Source organism: Frondihabitans sucicola (assembly GCF_030296615.1).
GTDB lineage: Bacteria > Actinomycetota > Actinomycetes > Actinomycetales > Microbacteriaceae > Frondihabitans > Frondihabitans sucicola.
In genome coordinates this window covers 279,463-304,542 of the sequence record NZ_AP027733.1, presented here as the reverse complement: position 1 = coordinate 304,542, position 25,080 = coordinate 279,463, and the positions used below count along the sequence as shown (strand labels likewise).

Sequence of the window (25,080 nt, the reverse complement as noted above, 5' to 3'; positions counted from 1 at the left end):
AGGGATCGCCCTGTCGGTTTAATGGCAACCTGCTATACTAGCACTCTCACACTTGGGGGTTCAGATGACCATCAGCACCGTGCATGTCCACCGCGCCGTCGCGTTCCGGCACGTCAAGGTCGGCGACACCGTCCGCCTGACTCCCGAGGATGGTAGCGCGGTCCTGGAGTTCAAGGTCGCCGGAGCCTCCAGCTCGACCCGCTACGGCGCATTCCTCCGCAGTGAGGCCATCCTCAGCGCCGACGGCGTCGACAGCGACGTCGTCTACGAGCGCGACGGATGGCTCGCCGAGGTCACCGCCTACGCCGACGGCCTCCCTGAGGCACCCGCACTGGTCTGGAACGACGCCGACCGCAACCCGCACATCGCGTACTGCGACGGCCCCCGCCGCAACGGCCGCTGGCTCGTCGACGGCCACAAGATGGACGCCGACGAGTTGCTCGCCTTCATCGGGCGCGACATGGACCACGTCGAGCCCCTCGACTGGAGGATCGCCTGATGTCCGACCTGCACACGCACATGGCGCGCTTCGACCGCGAGATGGAGGCCACCCGCGCACGCCTCAAGGCCGAGATGGCCGCCGAGGCCGAGGCCGCAGCGGCGATCGCCCCCGTTCTGCCGCTTCCGACACCCGCCCTCGCACGCCACGACTTCTATGTCACCTTCGGCGACTACTCGCCGACCGACTTCCCGTTCCGCAGCGACGTGTACGAGCAGGTCACTCGCGAGGGCTTCGTCGCCATCGAGGCCCCGACCAGGGAATGGGCCACCGCCCTCGCCCTCGTCCACTTCGGCGAGGACTTCGCGATCGCCGACGAGGACCCGCGTCACCCGGACTACCCGCTCTGGTACCACCGCGGCGAGATCGGGCGCATCAGCGTCGACGGCGAGCTGGCCTGGGCGACCGACGGCATGACGGAGCTACTCGCGGCATGAGCGTCTACGTGGACGACATGCTCCGCGAGGCCACCGTCGGCCCCGCGCGCATCAAGAGCCAGTGGTCGCACCTGATCGCTGACTCCCCGGAGGAGCTGCTGAAGTTCGCGCGGAAGCTCGGACTGAACCCGATGTGGATTCAGCACCCCGGCACGTGGATGGAGCACTTCGACTTGACGCTGAACAAGCGCGCCCGCGCACTCCAGCTCGGCGCCCTCCCCATCGCGTACCCGCACGAGACCGGCGTCATCCAGGCGCGCGTCTACCAGCTCCGCTACGACGCCCAGGAGAACCCCGGAACCCTCTTCGACCTCGACGAGGCCGAGGGGCCCAAGCTCGACCCGCCACCGTTCGTGCACGCCACGATCCTCCGCAACTACGGCCCTGACCTGGTGGGCCGATTCCCGATCATGGAAGGCTTCCAGTGCTGAGCCCCACGCTGTACTCCGCGAGCTACATGCCCCCGCTGCTCCATGCGAGCCGCCTGCGTCGGATCGAGCCCGCCGAGGTTGCGGCGCTCACGCCTGGATCGGTCTTCGCTGTGACGGACGGCCTGGAGTGGCGCTACTCGTTTCGGTCGCTGAGGCAGCCCCTGGAGCGATGGTCCGCGACCGTCATCACCGAGTCCTTCGACGAGGCATTCATGCGCGAGGTGCACGGGATCGACTACGGCGGAGCGGCCCCGGTGACCAGGCTGACAGTCATGCGCCCCTATGGGACGCTGATGACCCTCTCCCTCGATCCTGCTTCGCTCCGACGCCTCCTGGGCCCCGGCACAAGCCTCTCCGCCGGGACGACCGTGTTCCTCCAGAACCCGATCGGCGGCGAGCAGAGCTATCACGTCGCGACCCTCCTCGATCCGGCGCACGGCTGGTTCGCCTCGGCTGACGACAGCGAAGGGGGCATCGATCACGACCGCGCCGGGGAATGGGCCCTCGACGACATGCTGTCGCGATCGGGCATCGACGTCATGAACGACGACGAGAGCGGCGTTCGCCCCAACATCGCGGTGTACGCCCTGCCGTTTTCGGTGACCCAAGCATCCCCGTCCATCGACGACCTGATCGCCGCATGCTGATCACGGACGCGCCTCCCGAGCTGATCGCGGACACGATCCTCGCCGCGCGCCGCCAGGTCGTCTTCGTCACCGAGGCGCAGCTCCAGAAAGCGCTCGTGCCCGTCTTCGCGAATGCTGGTATCCCCGCCGAACGCGAGGCGAACCTCTCCGACGGCGTGAGCCGCATCGACTTTCTCGTGGGCCGCGTCGGCGTCGAGATCAAGACCAAGGGCACCTGGGCCGCCGTCACGCGTCAGCTCCTGCGCTACTCGCACTGCCCCGAGATCGACTCCCTGATCCTCGTCACCAGCAAGGCCGCCCACAACGCCATCCCCCGCGAGATCGGCGGCAAGCCCGTCCTCGTTGTCTCACTCGTCGGAGCAGCATGACCGAGCGCACCTACGGCACGTTTAAGTTCGAGCCGCCCACTGGCCTGAGTCGCAAGGGGCGGTGGGTCCTGAAGATGGAGGCCGCCGTCGCCATGCGCGCCAAGCGCATGTTCGGCCGCGCAGACTCCACGCGCAAGGGCGAGATCGCCTTCCAGGACTCCACGGACGCCGCCCGCGACCTCCAGTGGCTCCTGACCCGCTACCCGCTCGTCGCTGAGGACGAAGCCACCGTCGAGCACCTCGACCGCGAAGCCGACGAGCACCGCCGCATCGAGCGCGAGATCAACGAGGTGATCAAGGGGACACGGAAACCGCACGTCACCGAGATCGCGCCGCCCCTCAAGACGCCGTTCTGGTACCAGGAGCAGAACGTCAGCATGCTCCGCACCCGCAAGCGATTTATCCTCACCGACGACGTCGGCATGGGCAAGACGGTCTCCGGGGTCATCGGGCTCAACGACGCCTCGATGCTGCCCGCCGTCATTGTCCCGCCGACGCACCTCCAGTCCCGTTGGACCGACGAGCTGCGCGAGACCGTGCCGCACCTCAGCGTCAAGGTTGCCGCGAAGTCGGTTCCCGACCAGGACGTCATCGACGGCGTTCTCCCCGACGTCCTCATCGTCCCCTACAGCAAACTCGCCGGATGGGCGCACTACCTGCTCGACCACGTCGTCACCACCATCTTCGACGAGTGCCACGACCTGCGCGGCGGCCGAGGCACGCAAAGGGCGCTGCCGCGGCGATGCTGTCGACCGCCTCGACCTACGTCATGGGCTGCACGGCCACCCCGGTGTTCAACCTCGGCGGCGAGGTCTGGAACATCGCCGACATCATCTCCCCGGACGAGCTGGGCTCCAAGGGAGAGTTTGTCCGCGAGTGGGGCTACGACACGCAAAAGGGCGTGATGATCTCCGACCCGGCAGCGCTCGGGTCTCACCTCCGCGAGATCGGGCTCTTCCATGGCCACTCCGCCGAAGAGGTCGGCCGTGCCATGCCGAAGCCGCACGTGCTGGAGCTGAACTGCGACGCCGACCCCGCCGCGCTCGACGCCATCAAGGGCGACGCCGCCGAGATGGCACGCCTCATCCTCGACCGCAACACGCACCGGCACACCCGCTTCCAGGCCGCCGGAGACCTCAACGCCCAATTCCGCCAGGCCACCGGGATCGCCAAGGCGCCGTTCGTCGCCGAGTATGTCAGGACCCTGCTCGCCTCACACGAGCGCGTCATCCTCTTCGGCTGGCACCGCGAGGTCTATGACATCTGGATGGACGCCCTGGAGGACTTCAATCCGATGCTCTACACGGGCAGCGAGAACAGCAGCCGCAAGGACAAGAGCAAGAACGCGTTCATCACCGGGGAGTCGCGCGTCCTGCTGATGTCGCTCCGCTCTGGCGCCGGTGTCGACGGCATGCAAAAGGTCTGCAACCAGGTCGTCTTCGGCGAGCTGGACTGGTCGCCCGCCGTGCACAAGCAGGGCATCGGCCGAGCGAGCCGCCCCGGCATGGACATGAGCCGCCCCGTCGTCGCGCACTACCTCGTCTCCGACATGGGCAGCGACCCCGTGGTCGCCGAAGCGCTCGGGATCAAGCGTCAGCAGGCTGAGCCACTCATGAGCCGCGACGGCGAGCTTCTCGGGGATGTCACCGCCGTGGAGAACGGCCACGCCCGCGCGCTGGCCGAGTATATCCTCGGGGCGTCGGAGGCCGCGCGCCTCTCGCTCCCGGACGAGCCCCTCGCCGCCTGACCGTCAGTGTGGCGCCCCCGGAGCCCTCGCGGTTCGCACTCCCATCCCCGACCCGCGAGCCTGCGAGCATGACGACGGCCCGGCCTGCCGAAGCAAGCCGGGCCGTCGAATTCCCCTGGGCTAGGGGTTCACATCGTCGTGGCTGACGATGCGGATCAGCTCGATCGAGCCGTCCTGGCACTTCCAGTAGTGGAGTCGTCTCGCGTTGGCGCTGTTCGACTCGATGTAGGCGCGCATGCAGATGGCCCCGTCGTCGCGCGTATGGAATCCTGCGTTCCCGGCGGCGCTGGTGCGCAGTGGGTGAAGGCGGCGGGCGAACATGTCGTCGCCCAGCCCGGTGAGCATGTCGACAGCGCACCGAAGTGCCTTGCCGAGCTGGGCTTGCGTGAGCGAGGTGAGGCTGGGCATGAACTTGGGGCCGATGCCGTAGTCAGGGAGCGGGTGGTCCGCCTTCTCGGTAGCAGGGACGCGCTCTGTCCAGGCGAGCAGGATCGCATGCCGGGCGGCATCTTCGGGAGTGGGGAACTTCTCGATCTCCAGCTCGATGAGGCTGTCGGCGGCGACGGGCTGCTGACCCTTCGTGGCCTTGCGCGCGGCGGCGCCTGCCGTCTTGGCTCGTTCGACGGCGGCCGCGAGCTTGACCCTGAGGTCCTGGTTCTGGGCTGACAGATCGGCGTTCTCGGCGCGGGCGCGGCTCAGGTCCGAGGCCGAGCCGGACTGTGGCTGAGCTGCGACGCGGGCATGTGTGCGGAAACCGGCGAGCTGGGTCTCCAGCCGGGCAATCTTGATGCGTTCGCCGCTCCGCTGGCGCTCGACGTCTCGAAGGTCCGCCTCGGCGCGCTCAGCGCGGGTCGTCGCGGCGGCCGCGTCATCCTGGGCCTCTTTGACGACGGCTCGGATGGCACTGAAGGGGTCGGCGATTCCGAGAGCGCGGTCGGGATCGACGCGGGCGGGCGGGCGAACGGGTTCCGGCTCCCGCGTGGGCGCCGCGGCGACGCGTGGCTCTACTGGCGCCTGCGCCGCGGGCTCTGGGGAAGCTCGGCCCGCACCGGTTCGGATGTAGCCACCTCGGGCGCAACCACCTCTGGAGCAGCCTCGGTGGAGCGGAGCGCGAGTTCACGGAGAACTTGGGCCTGGAGGGGGTCCATGCTGTCGCCGAGGGAGCTGGTGAATGCAGGGCGGTTCTCCGGCACCTTGTCGTAGTTGCGGCCTGCCTTCTCGCGGCGCACGGCGTCGAGGTCGATGGGCCTGCGTTCGGCGCCGAGCATGCTCGGGCCATCCCAATCCTTCACGGGGCGCGTGGAGGTGGCCCCGTAGTCGCGGTTGATGGTGCGCCGGATGATCTCTTCCGACTGCTTGGCGCCGGTGGTGCCGGTGTAGCGGATGAAGATCGGCGCGAAGTAGGGGTTGTGATGCCAGTAGGTGTCGGCGGGGTATATTCGTCCGCCCGATCCGAAGACGCCCCACATGGGCCCTACGACCTCAGCTAGACGCTCCGTGTGCGGGCCGGTTTCCAGGATGACGACCTCGGCTATTCCGGTGAGGTCGGCGGCTATCTTGTCGGCGTTGAGCCGGGTAACGGGTTTGTCGAAGTGCGTGGTGACCACGACGACCGGGGTGTTCCGCTCTGAGGACCGTAGCCAGTTGGCCAACTCGTCGACCTCAATTTCGGTGCGGATGCGCCTGGGTGTCGCGGCCACGGCGCCGTCTGGTTGTCGTGGCATGGCCATCACGGTACGCGTGGCATGCGCTACCGGGCTAGCTCCCGTTGGAGTGGCCGTGCTGAATGCGATGCTCATTTGCCCAGGGCCTTTCGGAAGAGCCGGATGTCGCTGGCGAGGCGGATGCCGCATCCCGCAGCGAGGCACGCGGCGACGATGATGACGAGGAGGCGCTTCACTTGCGGCGCCAGGATTCGATGAGGCGGACGGTGGCGTCGGCGCTCCGGATGCCGAGAAAGACGCTGAAGCGGGCGGCGGCGTACCAGGCTCCGAGACGAAGGGCCATGCCGATCATCGGCGGCGTCCAGAGAACGCGGCGCCGAGCGATTCGGCGCTCTTGCCGTCGGGCGCGATGACGTAGACGACGTTGGTCTCCACGTCGAGGGCGCTCTTCCATGGCGTGCGGATGTGGCTGACGAGGCCGGTCCGGCGCGAGGAGACCTGGAGGTCCTTGATCTCGTAGAGCGCCTCCTGGTGCCACGTGTTGAACACCAGGTTGTTCTTGGCTCGGCTTCGCTGCACGCTGACGAGGAGAGCCTTGCCCTGCTCGGAGGTGTCCGCGAAGACGACGTGCGCGCTGCCGTCGCTCTGACGGGCGACAAGGCCCATGCGGAGGTGCTCTTCGCGGTACTTGTCGCTGGCGGCCTGAATGCGGGCCTTCAGCTCGTCGAGCGTCACGGGAGCCTCGTGGGCGACCAGGGCGAGCGCCTCGGGGAGCGTGTCGACGCTGGCCACGAAGTGCTCGGTGGTGCCCGTAGCGATCGGGGCGAGGCGCACGGTGAAGCCGCGTTCGTTCGTCTCGGGGTTGATCCACGCGATGATGCCAATCTCGGCGTTGCGGCCGACGGCGTCGTGGTCGTTCGTGACGAGCCAGGCCCCACCGGAGCCGCCCTGCGAGTTGAAGCGGACGGAGACGAGGGCTCCGTCGAAGTAGGTGCTGAGGGCGGCGGCCGCGGCGTCGGCGTGCTCGCGGTAGTCCTCGTTGTCAGGCGTGCCGCCTCCGGCAATGAGGCCGGTTCCGGCGATGGGCACTCCGGGGGAGCGGGTGACGTTCGCGATCGTCATGGTTTCCTCTCGTGAGCCTGTCCCTCAAGCTCTAAGTCTTACAGTACATGGTACTGCCGACATTTGTCACTACCAGCGGAACTCGCGCAGTGGGCTCGATGACGGGCGCCCCATCCGGGCGTCGGTGATGTCGCGGACGACGAACGGCTCCCCGAAGCACATCTCGTGCGGGTCTCGCGGGCGCAGGAAGCCCGTGGCGGTGACGATCATGCCGAGCTGGACGTCGTGCCAGCGCTCGGCGAGAACACCGTCCACGCGGGCGTCCAGGACGTCCTGCACGCCCATGTCTGGGCACATGGCCTCCGCGTCGAATCGCAACGTCGCCAGGGAAGCTGTCGGGCCCCGGAGGAGCCGCTTCCGACTCTTCGCCGCCACGAATCGTGGAGCCGAGAGGATGACGAAGTCGCCCGAGATCGCTTCGTTCATGCGCCCTGCTCGCCCGCGACTGGAAGAGCGCACCCCGCCATCGCCAGGAGGATGCCTTCGAGGACGACGGACTGCGTGAGGCCGGAGAGTCCGCCGCCGCCCGGAGCGCGCTCGATGGCGGCCGCAGGGATCGTGACCACGCGCTCGTCCTCGGTCGGATCAGCAAGGGTCCCGTCGTGGATCGCTCGCGCCGCGGCGGTAGCCAGGGCCGAGATCGCAGGGAGTCGGTCGGCCAGGAACATCGTCAGCCGGACGCCGAACTCGCAGACCTCCGTGGTGTCCGTGAGCCCCCAGGGGAGCGCCCGGCGTCGCCGCCGCCGCTCGGGTGGAAGGTGATCGAGTCCTCGGTCAGGCTACGCGTGAACGTGGCAGCGCCGCTCTGGAAGTAGATGAGCACTCCGGTGACGCCAGGGCTCGGCTGACTCGCCGACAGCTCGAAGGAGCCGAGCTTGGTGGTGCAGCGGAAGGGCGTGTGGGGCATCAGGTCGCGCGGGACTCCGACCTTGAACGCGGTGCCGAGGGTGGCAGTGTGCATGAACCCATCGTAGCAGCAACCTGCTATACTAGCGACGTACCTACCACCACTTGAGGGGACATCACAGTGAGGGCATCACACGGAGGATCGATCCAGGTCATCCCATCGACTCTGGCATCCATGCACCCGGCCGCGGCCGCGGAGAGCTGGCGCCGCTACGTGCAGCGCCATGCAGCCGCGAACCCGACGGCGATCGCCAAGATCACCGGCATCTCCCGGCACGTCGTCATGGGCTGGAACGAGGCCGTCCCCAGTGCCGACGACGTGATCACTTTCGCCGAGGTCTACAACTGCTCGACGTGGGAAGCCCTCAATGCGGCAGGCCTCATCCTGGCCGCCCCGCAGGACCTCCGAGCCCTCCTCTCCGCCTTCTCCGCCAAGGAGCTGTTCGACGAGGCCAAGCGGCGCGTCGCCGAGGCTGAAGTCGCCAACCGGCACGCGGCCGTCGACGACAAGATCGCCCGCGTCGCGCCCGTCACCCCGATCACCGCCGTCGACGGCGCCCAGGCCGCCTGATGGTCCTGGTCCTACCGGATGAGCTTGCGCTGGAGCGCGACCTCCAGGCGGCAACCAGCGCGAACCTCCACGACTCGACAAGCATCGGCCACGAGATGCAGCCCCTGTTCCTCTCGTCGGAGCAGTGTGAGCACGCCGATCCGGCACAGGATGCCAGATTCGCCTCGCTCCTGAAGCTCCGCCGCGACTACCTCCGTGAGCTGACCCACTACGACAGCCACGACGCGTTCCAGGCTGCCTACGACGCGCACCCGCTCGCTGACGAGTACGAGGCGCTCCGCCGCGAGTACGACGACGTGCATGTCGGCACGGTCTGCACGCAGACCTCAGCCGGGGACTTCTGCGGAGCCTGCACGGAGGGCGACGACGACTACGGATTCGAAGACGCCCCCTGCCTCCGTAGCTTCAACGCCCGCCAGTCCCAAGCCCTGTTCTTCCACATCAACGGTGCCGCCGAGTACCGCAAGCCCATGGAGATCGCAGCATGACCATCACCACTCCCACCCGCGCCGAGGCGCAGACCCGCCAGCAGAACGACCGCATCGGTCGCATCGTCAACATCGTCGGCGGCTCCGTGCAGAGCGTCCACGTCGAGGGCGGTGTCGCCACGGCGATCATCGAAGACGGGCTGCCCAGATTCGGGGAGGCCGAGTGCGAGTACAAGGTCACCATCGCCGGTGACGGCTCCATCGAGGACTGGCAGGAGCGCTTCACCGCCTCCGGCATCAAGACCCTGGAGGGCGACGGGATCGCCAACCCGCACCGTCTCGCCGACTGGTACGACAACCCCGAGTCCCTGACCCGCGCCGCCGCCACCGAGCAGCCCTTCTAACGAAAACGGGCACGCCCCCCACGCACTGGGGACAAGCCTCCCGCCGTGACCGATTCCTACCCTCGAACAGAGGCGGAACCACGGGGTGCCGCCCACCGAACGAGGACCAACACGACATGACCGACGACACCGACTTCACTCCTCCCAAGGAGCCCAGCGGCGTGCTCCGGGGCATCATGCTCGTGATGCTCGTCACGATCGTGCTCGCCGCCTTCACCTCCGTCACGCTGGAGCCCTCCTTCTTCACCCCGGCGCCGATCATCCTCGGCATCGCCATCGTCGTCGCCTACGTTGCTGTCGCCCTGGTCATGGCCGTCCGCTGGCGCAAGGCGCAGAACGCCTGGGCCCTCAAGGCCAGCCAGTGGATGAGCAAGCAAGGCGCCCGCATGGCGACCGTGCAGGACATCCTCGCCGCCGAGCGCCCCAAGGGCGACCTTCCGCCCGAGTTCGACGACGCCGTCTACGTCCGGCGCATCGAGCGGCCCCTCGGGGACATCTACTTCGCCGTCATCGATGGCAACCCGGTGCTCTTCGAGGTCTTCGGCGAGAGCGTGCGGCGAGTGCCCACGATGACCGAGCGCGCCGCCGAACTCGCCACCCTCACCGACGAAGAGCGGACTGCGGCCGCGGGCCTGCCGTTCGGGCTTCCCGCCTCAGGAATCAGGGACAACAACGCATGACGATGAGCTTCGAGGACGCCTTCTCTCCCGCCGAGCGTGTCGAGCTGGCCGGGGTTGCCGAGAAGACGCTCGACGACGTCGACCGCAGTCGCGCCGAGCGGCTCATCCGCGGCTTCCGGCCCATCCGCGGACTCCGGGTCTACGGCTGGGTCATCCTCATCGCGATGACCGCGTTCCTGACCCTGACCGCCAGCGCACCGCGCGGAGGTCTCGTTCACCTCGGCGGCATCCTCCTCGCGGTCTTCACGATCCCCAGCCTGGCGCTCTACCTCCACGGCTACTACCGCGCGATCACCGCCTGGTCTGATACCCGCGCGCTCCAGAACGCCTACGACCTGCCGTTCGTCGGCGCGCGCATGATCGCCAACGCCCCCGGCTTCGCAATGAGGAGTGGCCGTCATTCGCGCAGCACGCGACCCGCGTCATGCGCGTACAGACGTTCCGTGCGCTCGACGGGATGAGCTTCTACGCCGTGCGCTTCCCCGATGGCATGACCATCCTCCGCACCGCGTCCGGCGGCGAGCCCCGTGCGGAGATCGCGCGCCTGCGAGAGATCAGCACGTGGGGCGAAGCGAAGATCGCGCTCGGCCTGGACAGCGTCCACGAGGACCCGGACCTGTCGAACTGACCTTCACACGAAGAAGCGCCAGCCCCTGAGGGCTGGCGCTTTTCTCGTTCGACCCGAATGCTAGTCGAGGGCGCCGAGGACGCGGATCAGCTCGTCGTTGAACTGGCCGACGGCGACCTCGACGGCGGCGGCGTGGGGCCGCTCGGCGACCATCCATGCCATGAGCGCGTCGTTGTCGGCATCCAGGCGGCGCCCCACGGTCGAGAGCACGGCGCTCTCCTCGGTGGCGGTGCCGATCTTCTTGCCGTCGACGTAGAAGTGGACGGTCGTCAGCGCCTTGTCGTCCAGCTCGGCCTCGGGCGGGGTGCCATCGAAGACCCATGCGGCGCCCTCGGGGATGTCGGCCAGCTCGACCGTGACCGTGGCGCGAGCGTCGGCGGGGGTATCGATCGAGTCGCGGCCCTGGAGGATCGCCTCGCGAACGGCGTTGCTCACCGCTTCCAGGGTGTCGATGCGCTCCTGGGCGTAGAGGAACAGCGACGTGGCCCATGCGACGAGCTGGCTCGTGACCTGCGGGTCGAAGGGCGACTTGCGCATGGGGCGCATGATGCGGCCGTGCCGGAAGAAGACGGGGAAGGGCTGACCCCGGACCACGCTGACGGTGAGGTCGAAGCCGGGAAGCTGGACGATCATCGTGAACTTCTTGCCATTGTCGTCGCCGAAGGAGACCACGGGCACGCCGACCGCGTGCGGGTAGGGGGTGTCGAGAGTCGGGATAGCGAGCGTGGTGGGAGCCGTGAAGGTGCGGGACACAGTCGGCCTTTCGGGAAGAGGGCGCAGCGAGGCGCAATGCGTTCCGCGTGGGTCAGCGGTGACCTTAGTGTAGCAGTTGCGACGTTCCGCATCCCGCAGAGGCCACCGCGCACTGAAGCTGGCGACCACGATCGACTGAACTCGGGAGTCTCCCATCCCCGACCCTCGGCCCCGGCGTGCTGTCCCCTTCCCCTCAGGCTCACGTCGCTAACTCGGTAGCGACTGTCGTTGTGGCATCGATAGTTCGCCTGTCAAACCGTTCAGATTTTGAGATATCTGCGCGAAAAAAATGCAGGTCAGTCCTCATTTGAGGACACCCGGTGATGAGTTCTCGTCGAAGCGGGTGATTCTCAGCATTCGCGCTTGCCGAATGTCGGTGGCACCAGGCAGACTGCAAGTGCTTAGTCCCCGTTGGAAGTAACGGTCGCGCGTTTGGGTCCATAGCCGAGATCGCCCCACACCTTGAAAAAGGGTGGGGCGATCGGTCGTTCGCCCCCGGACTGGGCACAAGCGTCCGCGTGACCGGTGCGGCCGCCACGGGTACCGTTTTCACATGGACACCGTCACCTTCGCCACCATCTGCGCCGCGGTGTGGATCGCCCTGAGTGGAGCGGGGCTGCTCAAGCTGCGCCTCGACTCCCGCGAGGAGTGCGACGAATACCTCCCCGGGTCCATCGACTCCCTGGAGGCCGCCGTCGGCGACAGCCTGGGCCACCACCGTCCGTAGCCGCCCACCCGTCAAGACAAGACCCCCTCACGCTCTCTCTTTCGCGAGGGGGTCTCTTCGTCTCTCCCGAGACATCCTTCGCCGGAGCGACCCGGCTGGCTTGGGGCTACTCGTCGCCGAGCACTGACTCCAGCGCGTCACCGAGTGCTTCGGTGGCGCGGCGGTCGGCCTCGGCGAGCTGGGCGGTCGCACGGATGGCGTGCTCGTAGGCACTCAGGCCATTTCGCTGGTCGTAACCGTCATTAATCTCCTGGAGGAGCGAGAGGGCCTGCACTCCCGCGACGCCGAGGTCGTCGACGCCGATGCCGAGGCCGCGCAGACCGCTCTCGATGACATCGACAGCCTCGGCGGCGGATGCCTTGAAGATCGTGACGGCGTGACGCTTGTCGTCGGCGTAGCTCAGCGCCCAGGGCATCGGCAGCTTGGATGCGGCGTGGTTCAGGATGCGGCTGACGCCGCGAGTGTGGATGACGTCGCTCGTGCGCAGCATCGTGGCCATGTTCATGGGGTGTCGCCTCTCATGGCCCGTCCCTCGGGCTCATTTACTACAGTACATGCACCCTCCGACATTCGTCAGATTAGCTTGCTCGCGCGTCTTGGAAGAACGCGAGGTCCGCCATGAGATCAGCGGTGAGCCCCGCCCTCCGGGAGTCGCTCGACTGCCCGACGCTCTCGCCGGTCCAGGGAGTCAGGATGTGCGAGGCGGGCACGAGAAGCGGGATGATCCCGTCAGGGAAGGCACGGTTCGCGATCCCGGCGCGCGTGGCGATCGCGTCTTCGAACGTGATGCCCTCCAGGGCTTCCACTGAAGCGGGATCGATGGCGACGGCGCAAGGGTGCTTCCCGCCCCAGCCCTTGGCGATGAACGCGGGCGTGCCTACTGGCCTCCGGGCCGTGGCCCAGGGGGCGCCGACGAACGTCTCCACCGACAGGAGCCGTCCGGGCAGCACGAGCGTTTCGTGTGCCAGCTCAGCCCTGACGGTGAAGGTGTTGCCGACGTCGGCCTGTGTGATTCGCATGAGGATCGTCCCTTGGTGTTGTCGATCCAGCATGCGGGACGGCTACCCTAAGCGCACGACACCCGTTGGGGGATGTGGCTAGCCGCGGGTCTCGCCGAGCAGCGCGGCTCGGTTCATGGTGACGGCGCGGCGGAGCGCCGTGATGACCTCTGATCGCGTGGGGATCGAGTCCCACGCTTCGCCGTGGATGCGGCCGTTGCAGCGGTATGCCGTGCAGGCCAGGAGTAGGTCCCAGAGGGTGCTCGCGATGGTCTGGGCTGCGGGGTCGAGGAGCGTCAGGGAGTGGGCGCCGTCCCACGTGTCCTGGCATGGGGTGTCGATGAGGGCGAAGAGGCGCGCGCGCTGGTCGGCGGCGATGAAGCCGTTCCAGTTCATGGTCTCGTCGAGGAGGGCTGCGACCTCAACCATCTCGTCGTCGGTCAGTGGGTCGGGCGCGATGCCCTCGATGCGGTAGATAGTGCCGATGTAGCCCTGGCTGGGGTCGAAGATGCGACCCTCGACGTCGACGCGGGCGGGCGTCGCGTGGACCTGCACTCGCTTGCCGTATCCGCGGCGGGCGGCCGACTGGATGGTCCGGCCCTCGAAGACGCCGAACTCGGTGGTGATCTTGATGCTCATGGTGATGCGGTCCTCTCAGGCCTGTCCCTCAGGCCCTTTCTCCTACAGTACATGTGACCACTGACAGTCGTCATGGCGCATGGATCAGATGCGTCAGAGCGGCAGGAGCAAGCCCGGCGAGACCCCGTAGCGGTCGGCGATCTCCGTGGCGAGAGCGGCGGCGTAGGCGTAGGTCACGATCTCCTGCTCGACGTGCGCCAGGAGGTCATGGGCGTCGGGTGCCGACGCCGGGAAGCCCTTGACGGAGGCGAAGTTGAAGGTCAGCGTGACATTAGTCGCGCCATCGACGAGCACGTCGGCGATGAAGTCGCGGTGGTTGATGCTGATGCACGCGAGGGCCTTCTCGCCCTGACGGTCGCGTGGGCCGGGAACGGTCGAGAAGTGGTACCCGTCGCGAACGGCCGCCGCCATAGCGATGCCGTACTGGTGATCCTTCTCCGCGTGCATGTCGGCGGCCTCGCTGCGGGCGGCAGTGGCTCGCTCGATGACGGCGCTCGGCGTCATGGTGTCCTCTCGGGGCCCTGTCCCTCAGGTCCTCTTGAGTTCTACAGTACACGCTACACGCGTAGTGTCAACCATTCATGGCAAAGACGATCCACTGAGGGCGCTACTCGCGCCACCGCATCATCGGAGGCCCTCGGGAATCGAGGTCCGACTAGGCCAGAGGAGTCAGCTCGGTCCAGTCGGCTTCGAACGCCGGGAGGGCGATCTCGCCCGCGTACGCGGCGGGGCGGACTCGGTACAGGCCCACGTCCGGGCCTTCGCCGATGCTCTCGACGACACCCGGCTCCCAGGGCTCCGTAGAGCCCTTCGAGAAGAGGACGGGCGTGCCCGCCTCAAGGTCGCGCCGCTGGGCGCTCACGCCGCCGTCTGCGGCCGCGAGGATGGCTTCGCCCACGGTGCCGGGCTGCCACCATCGGCCCTCTTTCCAGACGATGATGCTCGCCTGTGCCAGCGCGAAGTACTCGGGGTCGCGACCGTCAGGGCCGCATGGCAGGCCGAACTGCTGGAAGAGGCCACGCATGGTCGCGCCCGAGGGCGAGCCCGCCTTCAGCGCACGGAGGAAGCCGGGGAGGTCTTGCGTGAGCGGGGTGGTGGTGCCGTTGGTCACAGCGCCTTCCCCTCGGGGAGCATGCGGAGGGCGCTGAGGTATTCCGGGGTGGCGATGTCGACATCGAAACGGCTTCTGGCGAACCACCCGGTGCGGAACTCAGCCCACGACGAATCGGCGATGTCCTCGATCAGGTCAAGGCCCGCCTCGGCGCGGATGTCATTGATGTCGTTGACGACGGCCGTGCGCGAGTAGGCGAGTCCTGCGAATTCGGGGCGAGCCAGGATCGCGTCCAGCAGCGCCTCGGCGTCGCCATCCGTGAGCGAGGCGGCGAGGTGATGGATGGTCCGCGCCGAGCGGGCGAAAGGCTGGTCGGGCGCAGCCGTCGTGACGTGCGTCGAAAGCGTGAGCAGCACGTAGCCGTTCTCGCGGATGGCGCTGCCGTCGAAGTAACGGGATGCCTCGTCGAAGTCGGCGAACGCGGCCGCGTACTCGTCGAGCCTGGCGATGAACTCCCGGTAGTCGAGGCCGTCGATGTCTCCAACCTCGATGATCTGACCACTGTCGCTGAAGGCGCTGATGAACTCGGGCGCACCCGTCAGGTAGTCCGACTCGCTCGGGTCCTCGCTGAGCGGCTCGATCGTGAACGTGGCGCCGGAGATCGTGGGGGAGGCGAGCTGGAGGATCGTGCGGAGGCCAGCGATGGCCGCGCGGTGGAGTGCCAGGCGGCCGTCCGCGTTGACTCGGATGGCGTCGTCGAAGTCTTTGCGCGCTGATCGACTGAGGTCGTCGGTGCGGGTGTCCGGGGTTGTCATGGATTCCTCTCGTGACCCGTCCCTCGGGCCTTCTCTACAGTACACCCTGCGGGATCGAGCGTCTACAGTGGATTGCTTCGCCGGGGCCCGAGGGTCGGGGATGGGAGAACCTCGCGAGACGCGCTCATGGGGCGCGAGCGAACGACTGAGGCCGCCCCGAAGGACGGCCTCGTTACTCCTTCGGCCGCTGGCCGACGAGCTGTTCCCAACCCTACCGACAACGCGGCGGGGTGAGCTTGCTAGAGCCCCAGCCCGCGCTCCCGGAGGATGTCGGCGTTGCGCTTCGCGATCTCGGCGTAATGCTCCGCGGCGACCTCCTGCACGCCCGACAGGATCGCATCGCGGGACTCGTCGAGGAATCGCTGGCTGGTCAGGTACTCCCGGACCTTCGCCCAGTCCCGGTCCGGCAGCACATCCCGCTCCACGAAGCCCGACGCGACGGCCTCCTGGTTGAACTTGTCGAGGGCGAGGCTTCGAGTGCCGAGGGTGCCGAGCCAGCCGTGCACCTCGGTCAGCTCCTCGACGAGCTGCTCCGCGTCCTCCATGGCGAGGTCTCTGGCGAGCCCCTTGATCTCTTCGTAGCCGCCGATCGAGCCGCGGGAGCGCATGTCGATGACGAACAGTTCCGTGAGGACGTAGAGACGGCGGCCGTCCTTGTTGGGCATCGCGTGCACGTGATCGTGACCGACGGCCTTCAGGCCGCTCTCGGGCAGGCTCTCGCCGATCCTCGTCGTCTCGTATGGTGCATCGATCGGTCCGTTCGTCTCGACCGGGTGGATCGCGAAGTCGGTGCCGTCCTTGCGGAGCACGTGGCGGAGGTGGAGTTCCCACACGCCGCCCACGAGGACGTACTCGACGACGGCCTTGTCGGCTTCCGGGAACGCCTCGGTCAGCATGATGCGGAGCCCGTTGAGTGCCGTCTGGTGCGCCAGGGTCGCGAAGTGCGCGGTCAGGTCGTTGAGGCGGGCAAGCTCTTTGTGGAAGTGCATGTCGACCATTCTGCTCACCACTCCGAGTCGGCGAAGTCGGCGGGGAGGTCGTCGTAGTAGCCGGACTCGACGGGCTCCTCGGGGTTGTGGCCGAAGGAGCGGCGATAGAGGCCGTCCTGGACGAGATAGACGCCCTCGTGCCCGGTGACCTCGGGGCCGCTGATGCGGTAGCGCTTGGAGCCGGGGGCGTTGTGCTCGGCGGCGGGGGCGCCTTCCAGGCCTTCGAGGATGAGTTCGGTGACGTACTCGTAGATGTCGCACTCGTCGGCGAGGTTGAGGACCGAGATGGAGAAGTTCTGGTGCATCATCTCGGGGTGCTCGGCTGCGGTCTTCTTGAAGGCGTCGTACGACTCGCTCTGGTCCGTGAAGACCTGGTGGCCGTCGAGGATGAACAGGTCTCCGGCGAGACGCTGGCTGGCGACGATGTGCAGCGTCTTGGTGCCCAGCGGGTCGATCTTGGTGCTGGTGTCGGTCATGGTCATGATGTCCTCTCGTGTGCCTGTCCCTCAGGCATAATTGTACAGTACATGGTGCCGCTGACATTCGTCACGTCAGAGCGTGGGGGCGTCAGTGGCGCCCGAGTTCTCCTGGCACGCATCCCAAGACGGCGACGAGCGCGGCGTCCGTGAATCCGAGGACCGTGGGCTTGGACCTCGTCGCTCGCTTCTCGCGGAGGCTCAGGTGGAAGTCGAGCGTGGATGGCTCGTTCGTCACGCGGGGAAGCGGGCGCACGAAGAACGTCGGCGTGGTGTCGGTGAGCGTCGCCAGCGCCCGCAATTGGTCCCACGTCGGGTAGCGGACGCCCTCCTCCCACTCATCGACGGCGGGCTCCTCGACGCCACACGCCTCGTCCACCTCGGGTCCGTAGAGACTCGCCATGTCGAGCGCCGCGGTGATGTACGCAGGTACGACCTTCCCGGCCATCCATCGCTCATGCGCCTCGCTGTCGGCGCGGGCCGCCGCCAGGTCAAGCTCGACTTGCTCCTGACGCGCCTTGCCCCTGGCTGTGACGATCGCGCGCTCCTCACCGGGGGTAAGCGGTCGTCCCGCACGCCCGAAGCGCCTACGAGGCCCCTGGCGGGGCGCACCCCACTGTGCGTCGGTGGTCATCGCGCCGCGACGCGGAGGTTCGCCATCCGCTCCATCGCCGTCTGCGGCTGGAACAGCGTCTCCGCCGGGGACACGTGCGTCACGAGCCACGCGCACGCGAGACTCTCGGATGCGGCGCGGTCTGCTGCGGGCGCCATGCTGTCGGCGATGGCTCTGGTCTGCTTCGACCGGGAGCGGACGGCCCACACGTAGAACGCGACAACGACGGGCGTCATCGTGAGGCTGAAGTTGTCGAGGTAGTGCGCGTTGCCGGTGGCGTACTTCTGGATCATCCAAAGGGCGCAGATGACGATGCCGATCCACACCTCGCCATTCGCCAGGAGAGACCTCGTCGTCGCGCGCGGGGCCCGCTCGGCGGCGGCCGCCGCAAGAACGAGTCGCGCGTCCGCCTCCTCTGCCGTGCCGTCGGCGAGAGCTGCGGTCGCGGCCCTGTAGGCGACGATCTCCGGCTCCTTGACGATCTTCGCCTGGATGAGCTTGGGGGTCTCGATCGGCAGCAGCGGCGGGACGGGCTGCGCGGCGAGGAGTCGCAGCGCCCGCTCGAACTGGGCTGGGCGGCTGTCGAGTCTGGTGTGGGCCGCGACGTACGCCGCCGCGTCCAGGCGCTCGGCCTGGCGGGCGAGGACGACGGAGCGGATGAGCATGCCGACCTGCCATGCGAACGAGGCGGCGACGAAGACGTAGGTCCAGGCCAGGGCGATGTGGAAGAGCAGGTCCGTGAGCCAGATGATCACGGCGCCGGAGCCCCAGACGACGGCGAGGCTGCCGACGGAGCGAAGGGTCGGCCGCGAGTGCTTGAGGCGCCACAGTCCCATCTCGACGATGCGGGTCGCATCCTCGGGAGTTGCCGCTGCGGCATCCATGTGGCCGACGGCGAGGCTGTAGGCGGCCTCATCGTTGGCGGAGCGTGGGAACTTGGCTCCGATTCGCAGGGGGACCGCCACGTCTGCATGCTCGCTGTTGGTTCGGTCTGCCACTTGTGCCCCTCCATGGAAAGAGCCGTCCGGCTCTTGGTCCTAGTGTAGCAACTTGCCACTAGGGGAGGCGGACGGCTCTTCGGCTGGGCTACTTGCCGAGGCGGACCTTCAGCAGCTCGAACAGGTCGGTCGCGGCACCGTCGCCGAGCACGACGTTCCAGTCCGCGGCGGATGCCGTGGCGAAGGAGTTCGCGACCGGCAGGCGCTCGTCGAGGTTCTCGATGAAGTACGCCGTCTCGAAGCGGGCCGTCTGCACGTGGCGGTCGGTCCACTCCTCGGCGTCGTCGTGGTCCTCGTACGCCTGGCCGATCTGCATGAAGGAGTCGTAGGCGACCATGGGGTCGATGTCGATCTCCTCGCCGTCAGCGTCCAGGACCGCCTCGAAGTCGAGGCGCGTGGGACAGCCCTCGTCGTAGAAGCTGAAGCGGCCCGAGTGGGCGTCGGGGTGCATCGCCTTGAGGGTGGCGCGAAGAGCGTTCTGCGCAGCGGCGAGGCGCGCCGACTGGGCCGTCCAGACCACGTTCGTCATCTGCTCGAACGTGTCCATCTCGGGCTTCGGGGTCTCGATCGTGGTGATCTCGGTGTCGTTCATGGGTTCCTCTCTCGGCCCCGTCCCTCGGGGCTCTCTATCTGATCCTTACGGTACATGGAGCCTCTGACATTCGTCACAGACGACCTCTGGCTGGCGGTCCTCCGTCGATCGCCTACCGTGGGTGGGTGCCACCCCCGCTACACGACCCTGAAGACGACGCCTGGATCGCGCGTCTCAGCCGCGCCGACCGCCGCGCCTACATCGCGCAGATGTTCTCCGCTGAGCCCCTCGACCGCATTGGCATCCGGGACTTCTGGAAACAGATCGCCATGGACGGCAGCAACGAAGAAGCCCAGCCGCCCTCCGAAGGGGACGACTGGGCTTCCGAACCCGAGGCCTAGCCAACGAAGCGATTCACCAACGCCAGCAGCAGCTCCTTCGCGAACACATCGGGAAGGACCCCGCAGAGTTCGGCCGCGTCGGGCATGGCCTCCTCGAAGGACTCGTCCAGGTCCTCGTCCATCTTCAGGACCCAGTACGAAGCGACTCCGTTGCGGAAGTCGCGCCCTTCGAGGGCCACGTCCGCCTCGTCGCGGTCCGTGAAGGTGAAGTTGCTCTCGTCGTCGAACTCGAAATCGTCCACGATCACGTTGCCGCCTTCGTCGAGGATTGCGTCGAAGACGATGGCGGTGTCGGAGCGGGAGCGGGAGCGCGGGAAGACCTCGACGAAGCGGCCCGCGGCCGCGTCGGGGTGGGCATAGGCGATGGCGCGTCGCATGTTCTCGACAGTGGTGATGCGCTCGGCGCGCTGGAAGGCGTCTCGGACGCTCGCGAGTGCGGCGACGTTGGCTTCGCCGAACAGGGGGAGGTCATCAGGGTTGACATGGTGTTCCTCTCGTGAGCCCGTCCCTCGGACCCTGATTTCTACCGTACATAGAGCCACCGACATTCGTCACATGGCGCATCTAGAGCGAGGGGGTCGGGGATGGGAGAATCAGCGGGACGCCCGAATGCCCCACGAGGAGAACCCATGATCGACGACTTCTGGCTATCGAGCCCCTGCGACTACTGCGGCGCGGCCCCCTACGAGCAGTGCAAGACCGCCACCGGTGGGCCCGCATCCACGCACGGCGGACGCACCGCCATCCAGGCAGCCGCCTACCAGGCCGGTTTCGAGAACGGCTACGACGCCGCCAGCGAGAACTGACGTGCCCCTAGGCCGCTGAGCGCAGAGCCTTCCGCACGTCGGCGTCGAAACGCGTGCCGCCGTACCGGCCGAGCGCGACGAAGCCACCCTTGGAGTCGTGCGCCTCTACCGCCAGAGCTACAGCCTCCGAGAGCTTCAGCTTGCGCCGCTTCTTGCCGCCGCCGGGCGGCCACTCGACGTACCAGGCACCCGCCTTGTCGTAGCGGACGATCTCGCCTCCATCCGAGAGGGCAGCGTGGACTACGCGCTCCGTGGGGTTAAGAGACATGGACCTTCCCATCGCCGAAAACGAGCAGCGACGGTGAGAGTTCGAGGAGTGCCTCGATGCGCTGACGCATCTGCTCCGTGACGATCTTCAGGACCTGGTAGCCGAAAGCGCGAGCCTCCGCGACATCCGTTTCGGCCCAGGCCGACTTGGCGCGCCCCTTCGGCACGGGCGCCATCTCGAAGGCGTCGACGAGGGACGTGAAGAGGCGTGACTCGCCGTCGCCGAACGTGATGGTGAGGCTGAACCCCTGACCATGCGACGCCTTCGTGGGGGCGCTGATGCTCACGGATGACCCCAGCGCGTCGGGGAGATATGGCAGGTCGAGGATGTGGCCGACGCGGAAGTCGCCCGCGAACAGGATGGGCACGGCGAGCCCGTCGACGAGGTTGTCGAGGTCGTCACCGAGTGCGTGCATCCAGCGGCCGACGTTCATCGCGACGCCATCGGGCGAGTCGCTGAACTGCACCATCTGGACGTTGAGCGTGTGGTCAGCGAGAGCGTGGGCGACCATGGCGACCTGAGCCCTCGTGGGGGCCTCCTGGTCGGGTGTGCGCCATCGCCCGCGGGCGATGGACCCGAGGACGCGCTCGGCGGCATTGGTGCGCGAGGGGAGGTTCACTTCTGGGTCTCCTGGGGTCGAAGGTTCTGGGCCTCGCGCTCGGCGAGGTGGTTGACGAGGAGGAACCCCGTGCCGTCGGTGTGCGTGAACTCGATCTCGGCCGCGTAGTCCGCGGGGACGTCGTACCAGCGGCCCGCTTCGATGCTCGCGACGCCGAGGCGGCGTGCCAGCTCGGCGGTGACGCGCTCGCGCACCTCGGGGAGACCTCGCGGCGGGCGAAGATGTGCTGGACCCCGTAGTGGATGGAGCTGCCGTCGGCGAGCGTGGTCGTGCGGCGGTCCATGCTGTCGCCGTCGGGGGAGCGGTCTGCGCCGGTGAAGTTCTGGAGGTAGCTGTCGACGAAGGACTGGGCGGGGCCGTCGGTGTACGAGACGTCGATGCTGGCGCCGCCTGCGTACTGCGAGGTGCGGACGCTGAACTTCGTCTCGGGCCACACGTGCTTCAGGGCCGCACGGACGCGCTTGGCGACGTCGGTCGGCTGGATGTACTCGGTCATGATGGTCCTCTCGAAGCCTGTCCCTCAGGCGTCTTGATTTCTACAGTACACGTTAAGGAGCTTTGTCACAAGACAGACAGAAAACCCGCCCATGGCGTCCCATTGACTGAATATCGGTGGGGGCCAGAGGGGCGGGTGTTTATGCCCTCAGTGTAGCAGGTTGCGGCTAATCTTCGCGGCCGTCCAGGTGCCCCATGAGCGAGTCGTGGAAGCCGTACAGCTTCTCGGGCCGGTAGCCCCCGTTGAGATCGTTGTGCAGCTCGATGATCTTCGGAGTCGTGGCGACGACGGACGCGAGGTCCTCGACGGAGAGGCCGCCCAGCGACTCGGTGAGGGTGAAGACGATGTCCTGCGATGCCCAGTCGCCCGTGCTGTCGTCCAGCGCGGCGACGACCTTCGGCTCGTCGGAGCTGTAGGTGGCGGCCACCCAGCTCTCGATGCGGCCGCTCTCGTCGTTGCGGAACGCGTCATCGGGACCGATGTCGCCGAGGTCGACGATGAGTCCCGCGTCGAGGCGGCGCTGGCCGTCGTCCTCGACGACGATCTCCAGGTAGTCGACCAGGTCAGCGATCCCGAGGTCCGCCAGCTCCTGGCCGTCGACACGGCGCGAGTCGCCTTGGCTGATGCTGTCGAAGGCGCTCATGCTGCGGGGCCTTCGAGGATCGTGATGACGAGGTCGTCGTAGAACGGGGCGGACGCGGTGTCGTAGCGGTTCGACAGGGGGCGCTGGCCGATGTAGCGATCGTCGTCGTTGTCCGGTCCGATGGTCGACCAGAAGGTGATCTCGATGCCGTCGGGGCCCGTCTCGGCGAAGACCAGGTCACTCTCGTCGTTAGTGTTTCCCCAGGTCCAGGTGGTGAGGAAGTCGCCGGTGCGGTTGGTCCAGAGGTCGGCGACCTGGGCGACCTGCTCGCTGTCGAGGATGGCCTCGCCGTCGATGATGCGTCCCGTGTGGACGGTCAGCGCCAGGGGCTCGTGGTCGTCGCCTCGCATGCTGATGGTGATGTTGCTGAATCCGGTGGTCATGGTTTCCTCTCGGCCGAGTCCCTCTCGGCGATGGTTCTACAGTACATTGCACCTCTGACATTCGTCTCACGGTAGGAGGGGGACCGTCACTTCACCGAGCATTTCAATGAGTGCAGTCCTCACTAACTCGCGTTACGCTTCCCACGCGGGCTCCCACCCGCGACCCCGCGGAGGTCCCCGATGCCCCTCACCGCCGTGCTCGACGGCCAGCTCCTGCGCGCCCCGCAGCTCTCCGCTGACGAATGGGCCGACCTGCGCGGGCGCGACATGGTCATGCCCTGCGGGGCCCGCGGCGTCGCCAAGCGCTCACGGCTCGGCACCCGCTTCTTCGCCCACTGGCGCGTCGACTGCGGCTTCGACCACAAGCCCGAGACGGAGGAGCACCTGCACGCCAAGGAGGCGATCATCGCGGCGGCCACCCGTGCAGGATGGGACGCTCGCGACGAGGTCCGCGCCGAGGACGGCTCGTGGATCGCGGACGTGTTGGTCTCCCATGGCGCCCGTCGCGTCGCCTTCGAGGTCCAATGGTCGCGCCAGGGCTTCGATGACTACGTCCGGCGCACCGACAGGTATGCTCGCGCGGGCATCGAGACGGTCTGGCTGATCCGCCACATGACCCCGCTCCTCGCCGCGAGCCAGCCTGTCATCGAACTGTTGCCCCACGAGGCGGGCGCTCACTACGAGAACTGCGTCGCCCGGCCCGGCGCCGACGGCCTGGTTCCCCTGGCGGGCGTCGTCGCCGCCTATCTCGACGGCCGCCTCGCCTTCGCGCCGCGGCGGCCCGGCCTCGCGACCACCCGCGTCGCCTGGGGGCTCGAACAGTGCTGGAAGTGCCAGGTCCACTCGATCATCTTCAGCCCCAGCGACATCCAGTCCGTCCGCTGCGACGACTGCGGGCATCGGAGCATGGCAGAGCGCGGCATGACGTCCTTCGCGCGCTTCGTGCAAGCGGAGGCTGCGGCGGGCGCTCCTGACGTCCCCATGGCGCGCCTAGCGCTACGCCGGACCACGAAGCATCCCGAGGGGAGATCGCATTCACCTGCCCGCACTGCTCGGCCCTGTTCGGCTGGAGCTACGTCGACTCGCTCTGGGAGGACGATGCTGCGGGACGCCTCACAGTGCCCGTCGGCGACGGGGAATCCCAGGCACACTGGTGCCGCGTCGGCGACCCCCGCGAGGAGCGATCGTGGGCGACGCGCCCCCGAGGCAACTGGCGGGAGATGGCAGCGAGCCGGAGGGCACGGATCGCACGAGAGAAGCTGTTGCTGCCCGCGTCGATGATGAGCCCTGGGCAGCGCCTCTTCGCGCGCGAGGCGTCGGGGCAGATGCGGAGGAGCTAGGCGCTGCGGCGACGTCACGCCTCTGGGCGGACTCCGAAGCGCTGGAAGACCTGCGAGTCGATCAGCGTGCCGACCGTGTCGCCGAAGTCGTCGAAGAGCTTCTGCGTGGGGCCGCTTGCCTCGGAGTAGACGGCCGTGGCGGAAAGGTCGACGCCAGCAAGACCCTCAGGCTCGGGCGTGTGGCTGACGAGCTGCGACCAGTCCCGCCAGAGCCCCGCGAGGGCCGCCAGGGGTTGGCCTTCGACGAAGACGCCCGACACGTCTCCGAAGACGTCCTGTACGAGCCCGTCGGCCTCGGCGCCCCACGAGTCCCGCTCGTCCTTGTTGGCGAGGCGTGGGTATGCGCCGGTCTTCAGGCGGGCGACCATGTAGTCGGAGATCGCGGTCCACACCTCGGCCCAGAGGAGGTCGCCGGCGAGGGGCGCCAGCTCCTCGGGCCAGGCGACCTCGGCCTTGATGGCCTTCTTGGTGCGGGGCATGTTGGCCGGGTTCCGCTTGCGCGCATCCTTGGCGAGCATCCGCTTCATCCACTCGGGCTGGTGCTCGGGGGTGCGCGGGTGCTCTTTCAGGTCCCACAGCCACTCGTAGTCGAGGGGCGAGACCTGGGCGCTCTTCGGCTTCGCGGTGAAGATGTCGTCGTCGTAGTCGTAGATGGATGGGCGGCGGTCCCACTCGAAGAAGAACTCGTGCTCGCCGTCGGGGGTGATGGTGACGTTCGCGTAGAGCCAGGCGCCCCGCTCGGGGTCCGTCATTGCCTCACGGATGGTCTTCCAGGCGTCGTAGCGGATGCGGCCCCGGCCGAAGCCCGCGCGGGCCTCTTTAGGGCGGTCGTCGCTCGTCGTCGTCCACCCGCCAGCGCTGGTGATGACGACATGGTCGGTTGCCGAGGTCCAGGGCCAGTCACCCATCTCGGTACGAAGATCGGTGACGAGAACGCGCATCGCTGCCTCGGCTGCCGCTTTGTCGGTCACGTCGTCTCCCCGTTCACTCGGTCTCTCCCA

General features: G+C 67.7%; 43 protein-coding genes and 1 pseudogene. 18 read left to right on the top strand and 26 right to left on the bottom strand.

The window, feature by feature from the left end; translation table 11 throughout:
* Window positions 1-64: 64 nt before the first annotated feature.
* The 7 genes from QUE79_RS23880 to QUE79_RS26040 are packed head-to-tail and all read left to right on the top strand — an operon-like array spanning window position 65 to window position 4,129.
* Window positions 65-499, top strand: a complete 435-nt coding sequence (locus QUE79_RS23880; RefSeq protein ID WP_286346991.1) for a hypothetical protein — start codon at window positions 65-67, stop codon at window positions 497-499.
* A complete protein-coding gene (locus QUE79_RS23875; protein ID WP_286346990.1) occupies window positions 499-936 on the top strand; it encodes a hypothetical protein in 438 nt (145 codons plus the stop codon). Before QUE79_RS23880 ends, QUE79_RS23875 begins: the two co-directional genes overlap by 1 nt.
* Complete coding sequence (locus tag QUE79_RS23870; protein ID WP_286346989.1) at window positions 933-1,367, top strand: DUF4031 domain-containing protein; 435 nt, start codon at window positions 933-935, stop codon at window positions 1,365-1,367. The genes QUE79_RS23875 and QUE79_RS23870 overlap by 4 nt, the downstream gene beginning before the upstream one ends.
* On the top strand, window positions 1,361-2,014 hold the full coding sequence (locus QUE79_RS23865) for a hypothetical protein (RefSeq protein WP_286346988.1): 654 nt from the start codon (window positions 1,361-1,363) through the stop codon (window positions 2,012-2,014). The genes QUE79_RS23870 and QUE79_RS23865 overlap by 7 nt, the downstream gene beginning before the upstream one ends.
* On the top strand, window positions 2,008-2,382 hold the full coding sequence (locus tag QUE79_RS23860; RefSeq protein WP_286346987.1) for a hypothetical protein: 375 nt from the start codon (window positions 2,008-2,010) through the stop codon (window positions 2,380-2,382). Before QUE79_RS23865 ends, QUE79_RS23860 begins: the two co-directional genes overlap by 7 nt.
* Window positions 2,379-3,287 (top strand): DEAD/DEAH box helicase, encoded by a 909-nt coding sequence (locus QUE79_RS23855; protein WP_286346986.1) that lies wholly within the window; start codon window positions 2,379-2,381, stop codon window positions 3,285-3,287. The genes QUE79_RS23860 and QUE79_RS23855 overlap by 4 nt, the downstream gene beginning before the upstream one ends.
* Window positions 3,287-4,129 (top strand): C-terminal helicase domain-containing protein, encoded by an 843-nt coding sequence (locus tag QUE79_RS26040; RefSeq protein WP_350271765.1) that lies wholly within the window; start codon window positions 3,287-3,289, stop codon window positions 4,127-4,129. Before QUE79_RS23855 ends, QUE79_RS26040 begins: the two co-directional genes overlap by 1 nt.
* Window positions 4,130-4,249: 120 nt before the next feature.
* Here the strand turns inward: QUE79_RS26040 and QUE79_RS23850 are convergent, their stop codons facing one another.
* Window positions 4,250-4,537: a hypothetical protein gene (locus QUE79_RS23850; RefSeq protein ID WP_286346985.1), complete on the bottom strand. Its 288-nt coding sequence runs from the start codon at window positions 4,535-4,537 to the stop codon at window positions 4,250-4,252.
* Between the two features lie 87 nt (window positions 4,538-4,624).
* On the opposite strand from QUE79_RS23850, the gene QUE79_RS23845 reads away from it, so the two are divergent.
* Window positions 4,625-4,795 (top strand): hypothetical protein, encoded by a 171-nt coding sequence (locus QUE79_RS23845; RefSeq protein ID WP_286346984.1) that lies wholly within the window; start codon window positions 4,625-4,627, stop codon window positions 4,793-4,795.
* A gap of 338 nt (window positions 4,796-5,133) precedes the next feature.
* Here the strand turns inward: QUE79_RS23845 and QUE79_RS23840 are convergent, their stop codons facing one another.
* The 5 genes from QUE79_RS23840 to QUE79_RS23820 all read right to left on the bottom strand — a co-directional run bounded on the left by QUE79_RS23840 (window position 5,134) and on the right by QUE79_RS23820 (window position 7,876).
* Complete coding sequence (locus QUE79_RS23840) at window positions 5,134-5,853, bottom strand: hypothetical protein (RefSeq protein ID WP_286346983.1); 720 nt, start codon at window positions 5,851-5,853, stop codon at window positions 5,134-5,136.
* A gap of 288 nt (window positions 5,854-6,141) precedes the next feature.
* Window positions 6,142-6,915 carry a hypothetical protein gene (locus QUE79_RS23835; protein WP_286346982.1) on the bottom strand — a complete coding sequence of 258 codons (774 nt, stop codon included), beginning with the start codon at window positions 6,913-6,915 and terminating at the stop codon, window positions 6,142-6,144.
* A gap of 69 nt (window positions 6,916-6,984) precedes the next feature.
* On the bottom strand, window positions 6,985-7,341 hold the full coding sequence (locus QUE79_RS23830; RefSeq protein WP_286346981.1) for a hypothetical protein: 357 nt from the start codon (window positions 7,339-7,341) through the stop codon (window positions 6,985-6,987).
* Window positions 7,338-7,481 carry a hypothetical protein gene (locus QUE79_RS23825; RefSeq protein WP_286346980.1) on the bottom strand — a complete coding sequence of 48 codons (144 nt, stop codon included), beginning with the start codon at window positions 7,479-7,481 and terminating at the stop codon, window positions 7,338-7,340. Before QUE79_RS23825 ends, QUE79_RS23830 begins: the two co-directional genes overlap by 4 nt.
* Before the next feature lie 104 nt (window positions 7,482-7,585).
* Window positions 7,586-7,876, bottom strand: a complete 291-nt coding sequence (locus tag QUE79_RS23820) for a hypothetical protein (protein WP_286346979.1) — start codon at window positions 7,874-7,876, stop codon at window positions 7,586-7,588.
* Window positions 7,877-7,996: 120 nt separating this feature from the next.
* On the opposite strand from QUE79_RS23820, the gene QUE79_RS23815 reads away from it, so the two are divergent.
* From QUE79_RS23815 to QUE79_RS23790, 6 genes are all read left to right on the top strand, one after another.
* Window positions 7,997-8,392, top strand: coding sequence for a hypothetical protein (locus tag QUE79_RS23815; RefSeq protein WP_286346978.1), 396 nt, complete (start codon window positions 7,997-7,999; stop codon window positions 8,390-8,392).
* Window positions 8,392-8,880: a hypothetical protein gene (locus QUE79_RS23810; RefSeq protein ID WP_286346977.1), complete on the top strand. Its 489-nt coding sequence runs from the start codon at window positions 8,392-8,394 to the stop codon at window positions 8,878-8,880. Before QUE79_RS23815 ends, QUE79_RS23810 begins: the two co-directional genes overlap by 1 nt.
* Window positions 8,877-9,224 carry a hypothetical protein gene (locus QUE79_RS23805; protein ID WP_286346976.1) on the top strand — a complete coding sequence of 116 codons (348 nt, stop codon included), beginning with the start codon at window positions 8,877-8,879 and terminating at the stop codon, window positions 9,222-9,224. Before QUE79_RS23810 ends, QUE79_RS23805 begins: the two co-directional genes overlap by 4 nt.
* A 116-nt stretch (window positions 9,225-9,340) precedes the next feature.
* Complete coding sequence (locus tag QUE79_RS23800) at window positions 9,341-9,904, top strand: hypothetical protein (protein WP_286346975.1); 564 nt, start codon at window positions 9,341-9,343, stop codon at window positions 9,902-9,904.
* Window positions 9,901-10,365 (top strand): hypothetical protein, encoded by a 465-nt coding sequence (locus tag QUE79_RS23795; RefSeq protein WP_286346974.1) that lies wholly within the window; start codon window positions 9,901-9,903, stop codon window positions 10,363-10,365. The genes QUE79_RS23800 and QUE79_RS23795 overlap by 4 nt, the downstream gene beginning before the upstream one ends.
* Complete coding sequence (locus QUE79_RS23790; RefSeq protein ID WP_286346973.1) at window positions 10,362-10,532, top strand: hypothetical protein; 171 nt, start codon at window positions 10,362-10,364, stop codon at window positions 10,530-10,532. The genes QUE79_RS23795 and QUE79_RS23790 overlap by 4 nt, the downstream gene beginning before the upstream one ends.
* Window positions 10,533-10,592: 60 nt before the next feature.
* Here QUE79_RS23790 and QUE79_RS23785 read toward each other — a convergent pair whose 3' ends face one another.
* A complete protein-coding gene (locus QUE79_RS23785) occupies window positions 10,593-11,285 on the bottom strand; it encodes a hypothetical protein (RefSeq protein WP_286346972.1) in 693 nt (230 codons plus the stop codon).
* A gap of 553 nt (window positions 11,286-11,838) precedes the next feature.
* Here QUE79_RS23785 and QUE79_RS23780 point away from each other — a divergent pair.
* On the top strand, window positions 11,839-12,012 hold the full coding sequence (locus QUE79_RS23780; protein ID WP_286346971.1) for a hypothetical protein: 174 nt from the start codon (window positions 11,839-11,841) through the stop codon (window positions 12,010-12,012).
* Window positions 12,013-12,118: 106 nt separating this feature from the next.
* Here the strand turns inward: QUE79_RS23780 and QUE79_RS23775 are convergent, their stop codons facing one another.
* The 11 genes from QUE79_RS23775 to QUE79_RS23725 form a co-directional block, all read right to left on the bottom strand.
* Window positions 12,119-12,517 (bottom strand): hypothetical protein, encoded by a 399-nt coding sequence (locus tag QUE79_RS23775; protein WP_286346970.1) that lies wholly within the window; start codon window positions 12,515-12,517, stop codon window positions 12,119-12,121.
* A 73-nt stretch (window positions 12,518-12,590) separates the two neighbouring features.
* Window positions 12,591-13,031: a hypothetical protein gene (locus tag QUE79_RS23770; protein ID WP_286346969.1), complete on the bottom strand. Its 441-nt coding sequence runs from the start codon at window positions 13,029-13,031 to the stop codon at window positions 12,591-12,593.
* Between the two features lie 78 nt (window positions 13,032-13,109).
* Complete coding sequence (locus QUE79_RS23765) at window positions 13,110-13,649, bottom strand: hypothetical protein (RefSeq protein ID WP_286346968.1); 540 nt, start codon at window positions 13,647-13,649, stop codon at window positions 13,110-13,112.
* Window positions 13,650-13,742: 93 nt separating this feature from the next.
* Window positions 13,743-14,153: a hypothetical protein gene (locus tag QUE79_RS23760; RefSeq protein WP_286346967.1), complete on the bottom strand. Its 411-nt coding sequence runs from the start codon at window positions 14,151-14,153 to the stop codon at window positions 13,743-13,745.
* Between the two features lie 151 nt (window positions 14,154-14,304).
* A complete protein-coding gene (locus QUE79_RS23755; RefSeq protein WP_286346966.1) occupies window positions 14,305-14,760 on the bottom strand; it encodes a hypothetical protein in 456 nt (151 codons plus the stop codon).
* Window positions 14,757-15,515 (bottom strand): hypothetical protein, encoded by a 759-nt coding sequence (locus tag QUE79_RS23750; protein WP_286346965.1) that lies wholly within the window; start codon window positions 15,513-15,515, stop codon window positions 14,757-14,759. The genes QUE79_RS23755 and QUE79_RS23750 overlap by 4 nt, the downstream gene beginning before the upstream one ends.
* Window positions 15,516-15,754: 239 nt before the next feature.
* Window positions 15,755-16,513, bottom strand: a complete 759-nt coding sequence (locus QUE79_RS23745) for a hypothetical protein (protein WP_286346964.1) — start codon at window positions 16,511-16,513, stop codon at window positions 15,755-15,757.
* A 5-nt stretch (window positions 16,514-16,518) separates the two neighbouring features.
* A complete protein-coding gene (locus QUE79_RS23740; RefSeq protein WP_286346963.1) occupies window positions 16,519-16,986 on the bottom strand; it encodes a hypothetical protein in 468 nt (155 codons plus the stop codon).
* An 85-nt stretch (window positions 16,987-17,071) separates the two neighbouring features.
* Window positions 17,072-17,428: a hypothetical protein gene (locus QUE79_RS23735; RefSeq protein ID WP_286346962.1), complete on the bottom strand. Its 357-nt coding sequence runs from the start codon at window positions 17,426-17,428 to the stop codon at window positions 17,072-17,074.
* 182 nt (window positions 17,429-17,610) lie between these two features.
* A complete protein-coding gene (locus tag QUE79_RS23730) occupies window positions 17,611-18,558 on the bottom strand; it encodes a hypothetical protein (protein WP_286346961.1) in 948 nt (315 codons plus the stop codon).
* Between the two features lie 121 nt (window positions 18,559-18,679).
* Complete coding sequence (locus QUE79_RS23725) at window positions 18,680-19,183, bottom strand: hypothetical protein (protein WP_286346960.1); 504 nt, start codon at window positions 19,181-19,183, stop codon at window positions 18,680-18,682.
* A 125-nt stretch (window positions 19,184-19,308) separates the two neighbouring features.
* On the opposite strand from QUE79_RS23725, the gene QUE79_RS23720 reads away from it, so the two are divergent.
* Window positions 19,309-19,524, top strand: coding sequence for a hypothetical protein (locus QUE79_RS23720; RefSeq protein WP_286346959.1), 216 nt, complete (start codon window positions 19,309-19,311; stop codon window positions 19,522-19,524).
* Here QUE79_RS23720 and QUE79_RS23715 read toward each other — a convergent pair.
* A complete protein-coding gene (locus QUE79_RS23715; protein ID WP_286346958.1) occupies window positions 19,521-19,901 on the bottom strand; it encodes a hypothetical protein in 381 nt (126 codons plus the stop codon). The two genes, QUE79_RS23720 and QUE79_RS23715, sit on opposite strands and share 4 nt — an antisense overlap.
* A gap of 252 nt (window positions 19,902-20,153) precedes the next feature.
* Between QUE79_RS23715 and QUE79_RS23710 the strand changes: the two genes are divergently transcribed.
* Window positions 20,154-20,330, top strand: a complete 177-nt coding sequence (locus QUE79_RS23710; RefSeq protein ID WP_286346957.1) for a zinc finger domain-containing protein — start codon at window positions 20,154-20,156, stop codon at window positions 20,328-20,330.
* A 7-nt stretch (window positions 20,331-20,337) separates the two neighbouring features.
* Here QUE79_RS23710 and QUE79_RS23705 read toward each other — a convergent pair whose 3' ends face one another.
* The 6 genes and pseudogenes from QUE79_RS23705 to QUE79_RS23685 all read right to left on the bottom strand — a co-directional run bounded on the left by QUE79_RS23705 (window position 20,338) and on the right by QUE79_RS23685 (window position 22,739).
* Window positions 20,338-20,598, bottom strand: a complete 261-nt coding sequence (locus QUE79_RS23705; RefSeq protein ID WP_286346956.1) for a hypothetical protein — start codon at window positions 20,596-20,598, stop codon at window positions 20,338-20,340.
* The gene (locus QUE79_RS23700) at window positions 20,588-21,217 is read right to left on the bottom strand and encodes a hypothetical protein (RefSeq protein ID WP_286346955.1); all 630 of its coding nucleotides are present in this window, start codon (window positions 21,215-21,217) and stop codon (window positions 20,588-20,590) included. Before QUE79_RS23700 ends, QUE79_RS23705 begins: the two co-directional genes overlap by 11 nt.
* Entirely contained in the window at window positions 21,214-21,411 is a 198-nt protein-coding gene (locus QUE79_RS23695; RefSeq protein ID WP_286346954.1) for a hypothetical protein, read from the bottom strand. Before QUE79_RS23695 ends, QUE79_RS23700 begins: the two co-directional genes overlap by 4 nt.
* 17 nt (window positions 21,412-21,428) lie before the next feature.
* Window positions 21,429-21,713: pseudogene (locus QUE79_RS26035) on the bottom strand (LPD29 domain-containing protein); the annotation flags it as partial.
* A 166-nt stretch (window positions 21,714-21,879) separates the two neighbouring features.
* Entirely contained in the window at window positions 21,880-22,356 is a 477-nt protein-coding gene (locus QUE79_RS23690; protein ID WP_286346953.1) for a hypothetical protein, read from the bottom strand.
* Window positions 22,353-22,739, bottom strand: a complete 387-nt coding sequence (locus QUE79_RS23685; RefSeq protein WP_286346952.1) for a hypothetical protein — start codon at window positions 22,737-22,739, stop codon at window positions 22,353-22,355. The genes QUE79_RS23690 and QUE79_RS23685 overlap by 4 nt, the downstream gene beginning before the upstream one ends.
* A 180-nt stretch (window positions 22,740-22,919) precedes the next feature.
* On the opposite strand from QUE79_RS23685, the gene QUE79_RS23680 reads away from it, so the two are divergent.
* Window positions 22,920-24,020 (top strand): competence protein CoiA, encoded by a 1,101-nt coding sequence (locus tag QUE79_RS23680; protein ID WP_286346951.1) that lies wholly within the window; start codon window positions 22,920-22,922, stop codon window positions 24,018-24,020.
* 73 nt (window positions 24,021-24,093) lie between these two features.
* Here QUE79_RS23680 and QUE79_RS23675 read toward each other — a convergent pair whose 3' ends face one another.
* Complete coding sequence (locus tag QUE79_RS23675; RefSeq protein WP_286346950.1) at window positions 24,094-25,050, bottom strand: hypothetical protein; 957 nt, start codon at window positions 25,048-25,050, stop codon at window positions 24,094-24,096.
* Window positions 25,051-25,080 lie beyond the last annotated feature (30 nt).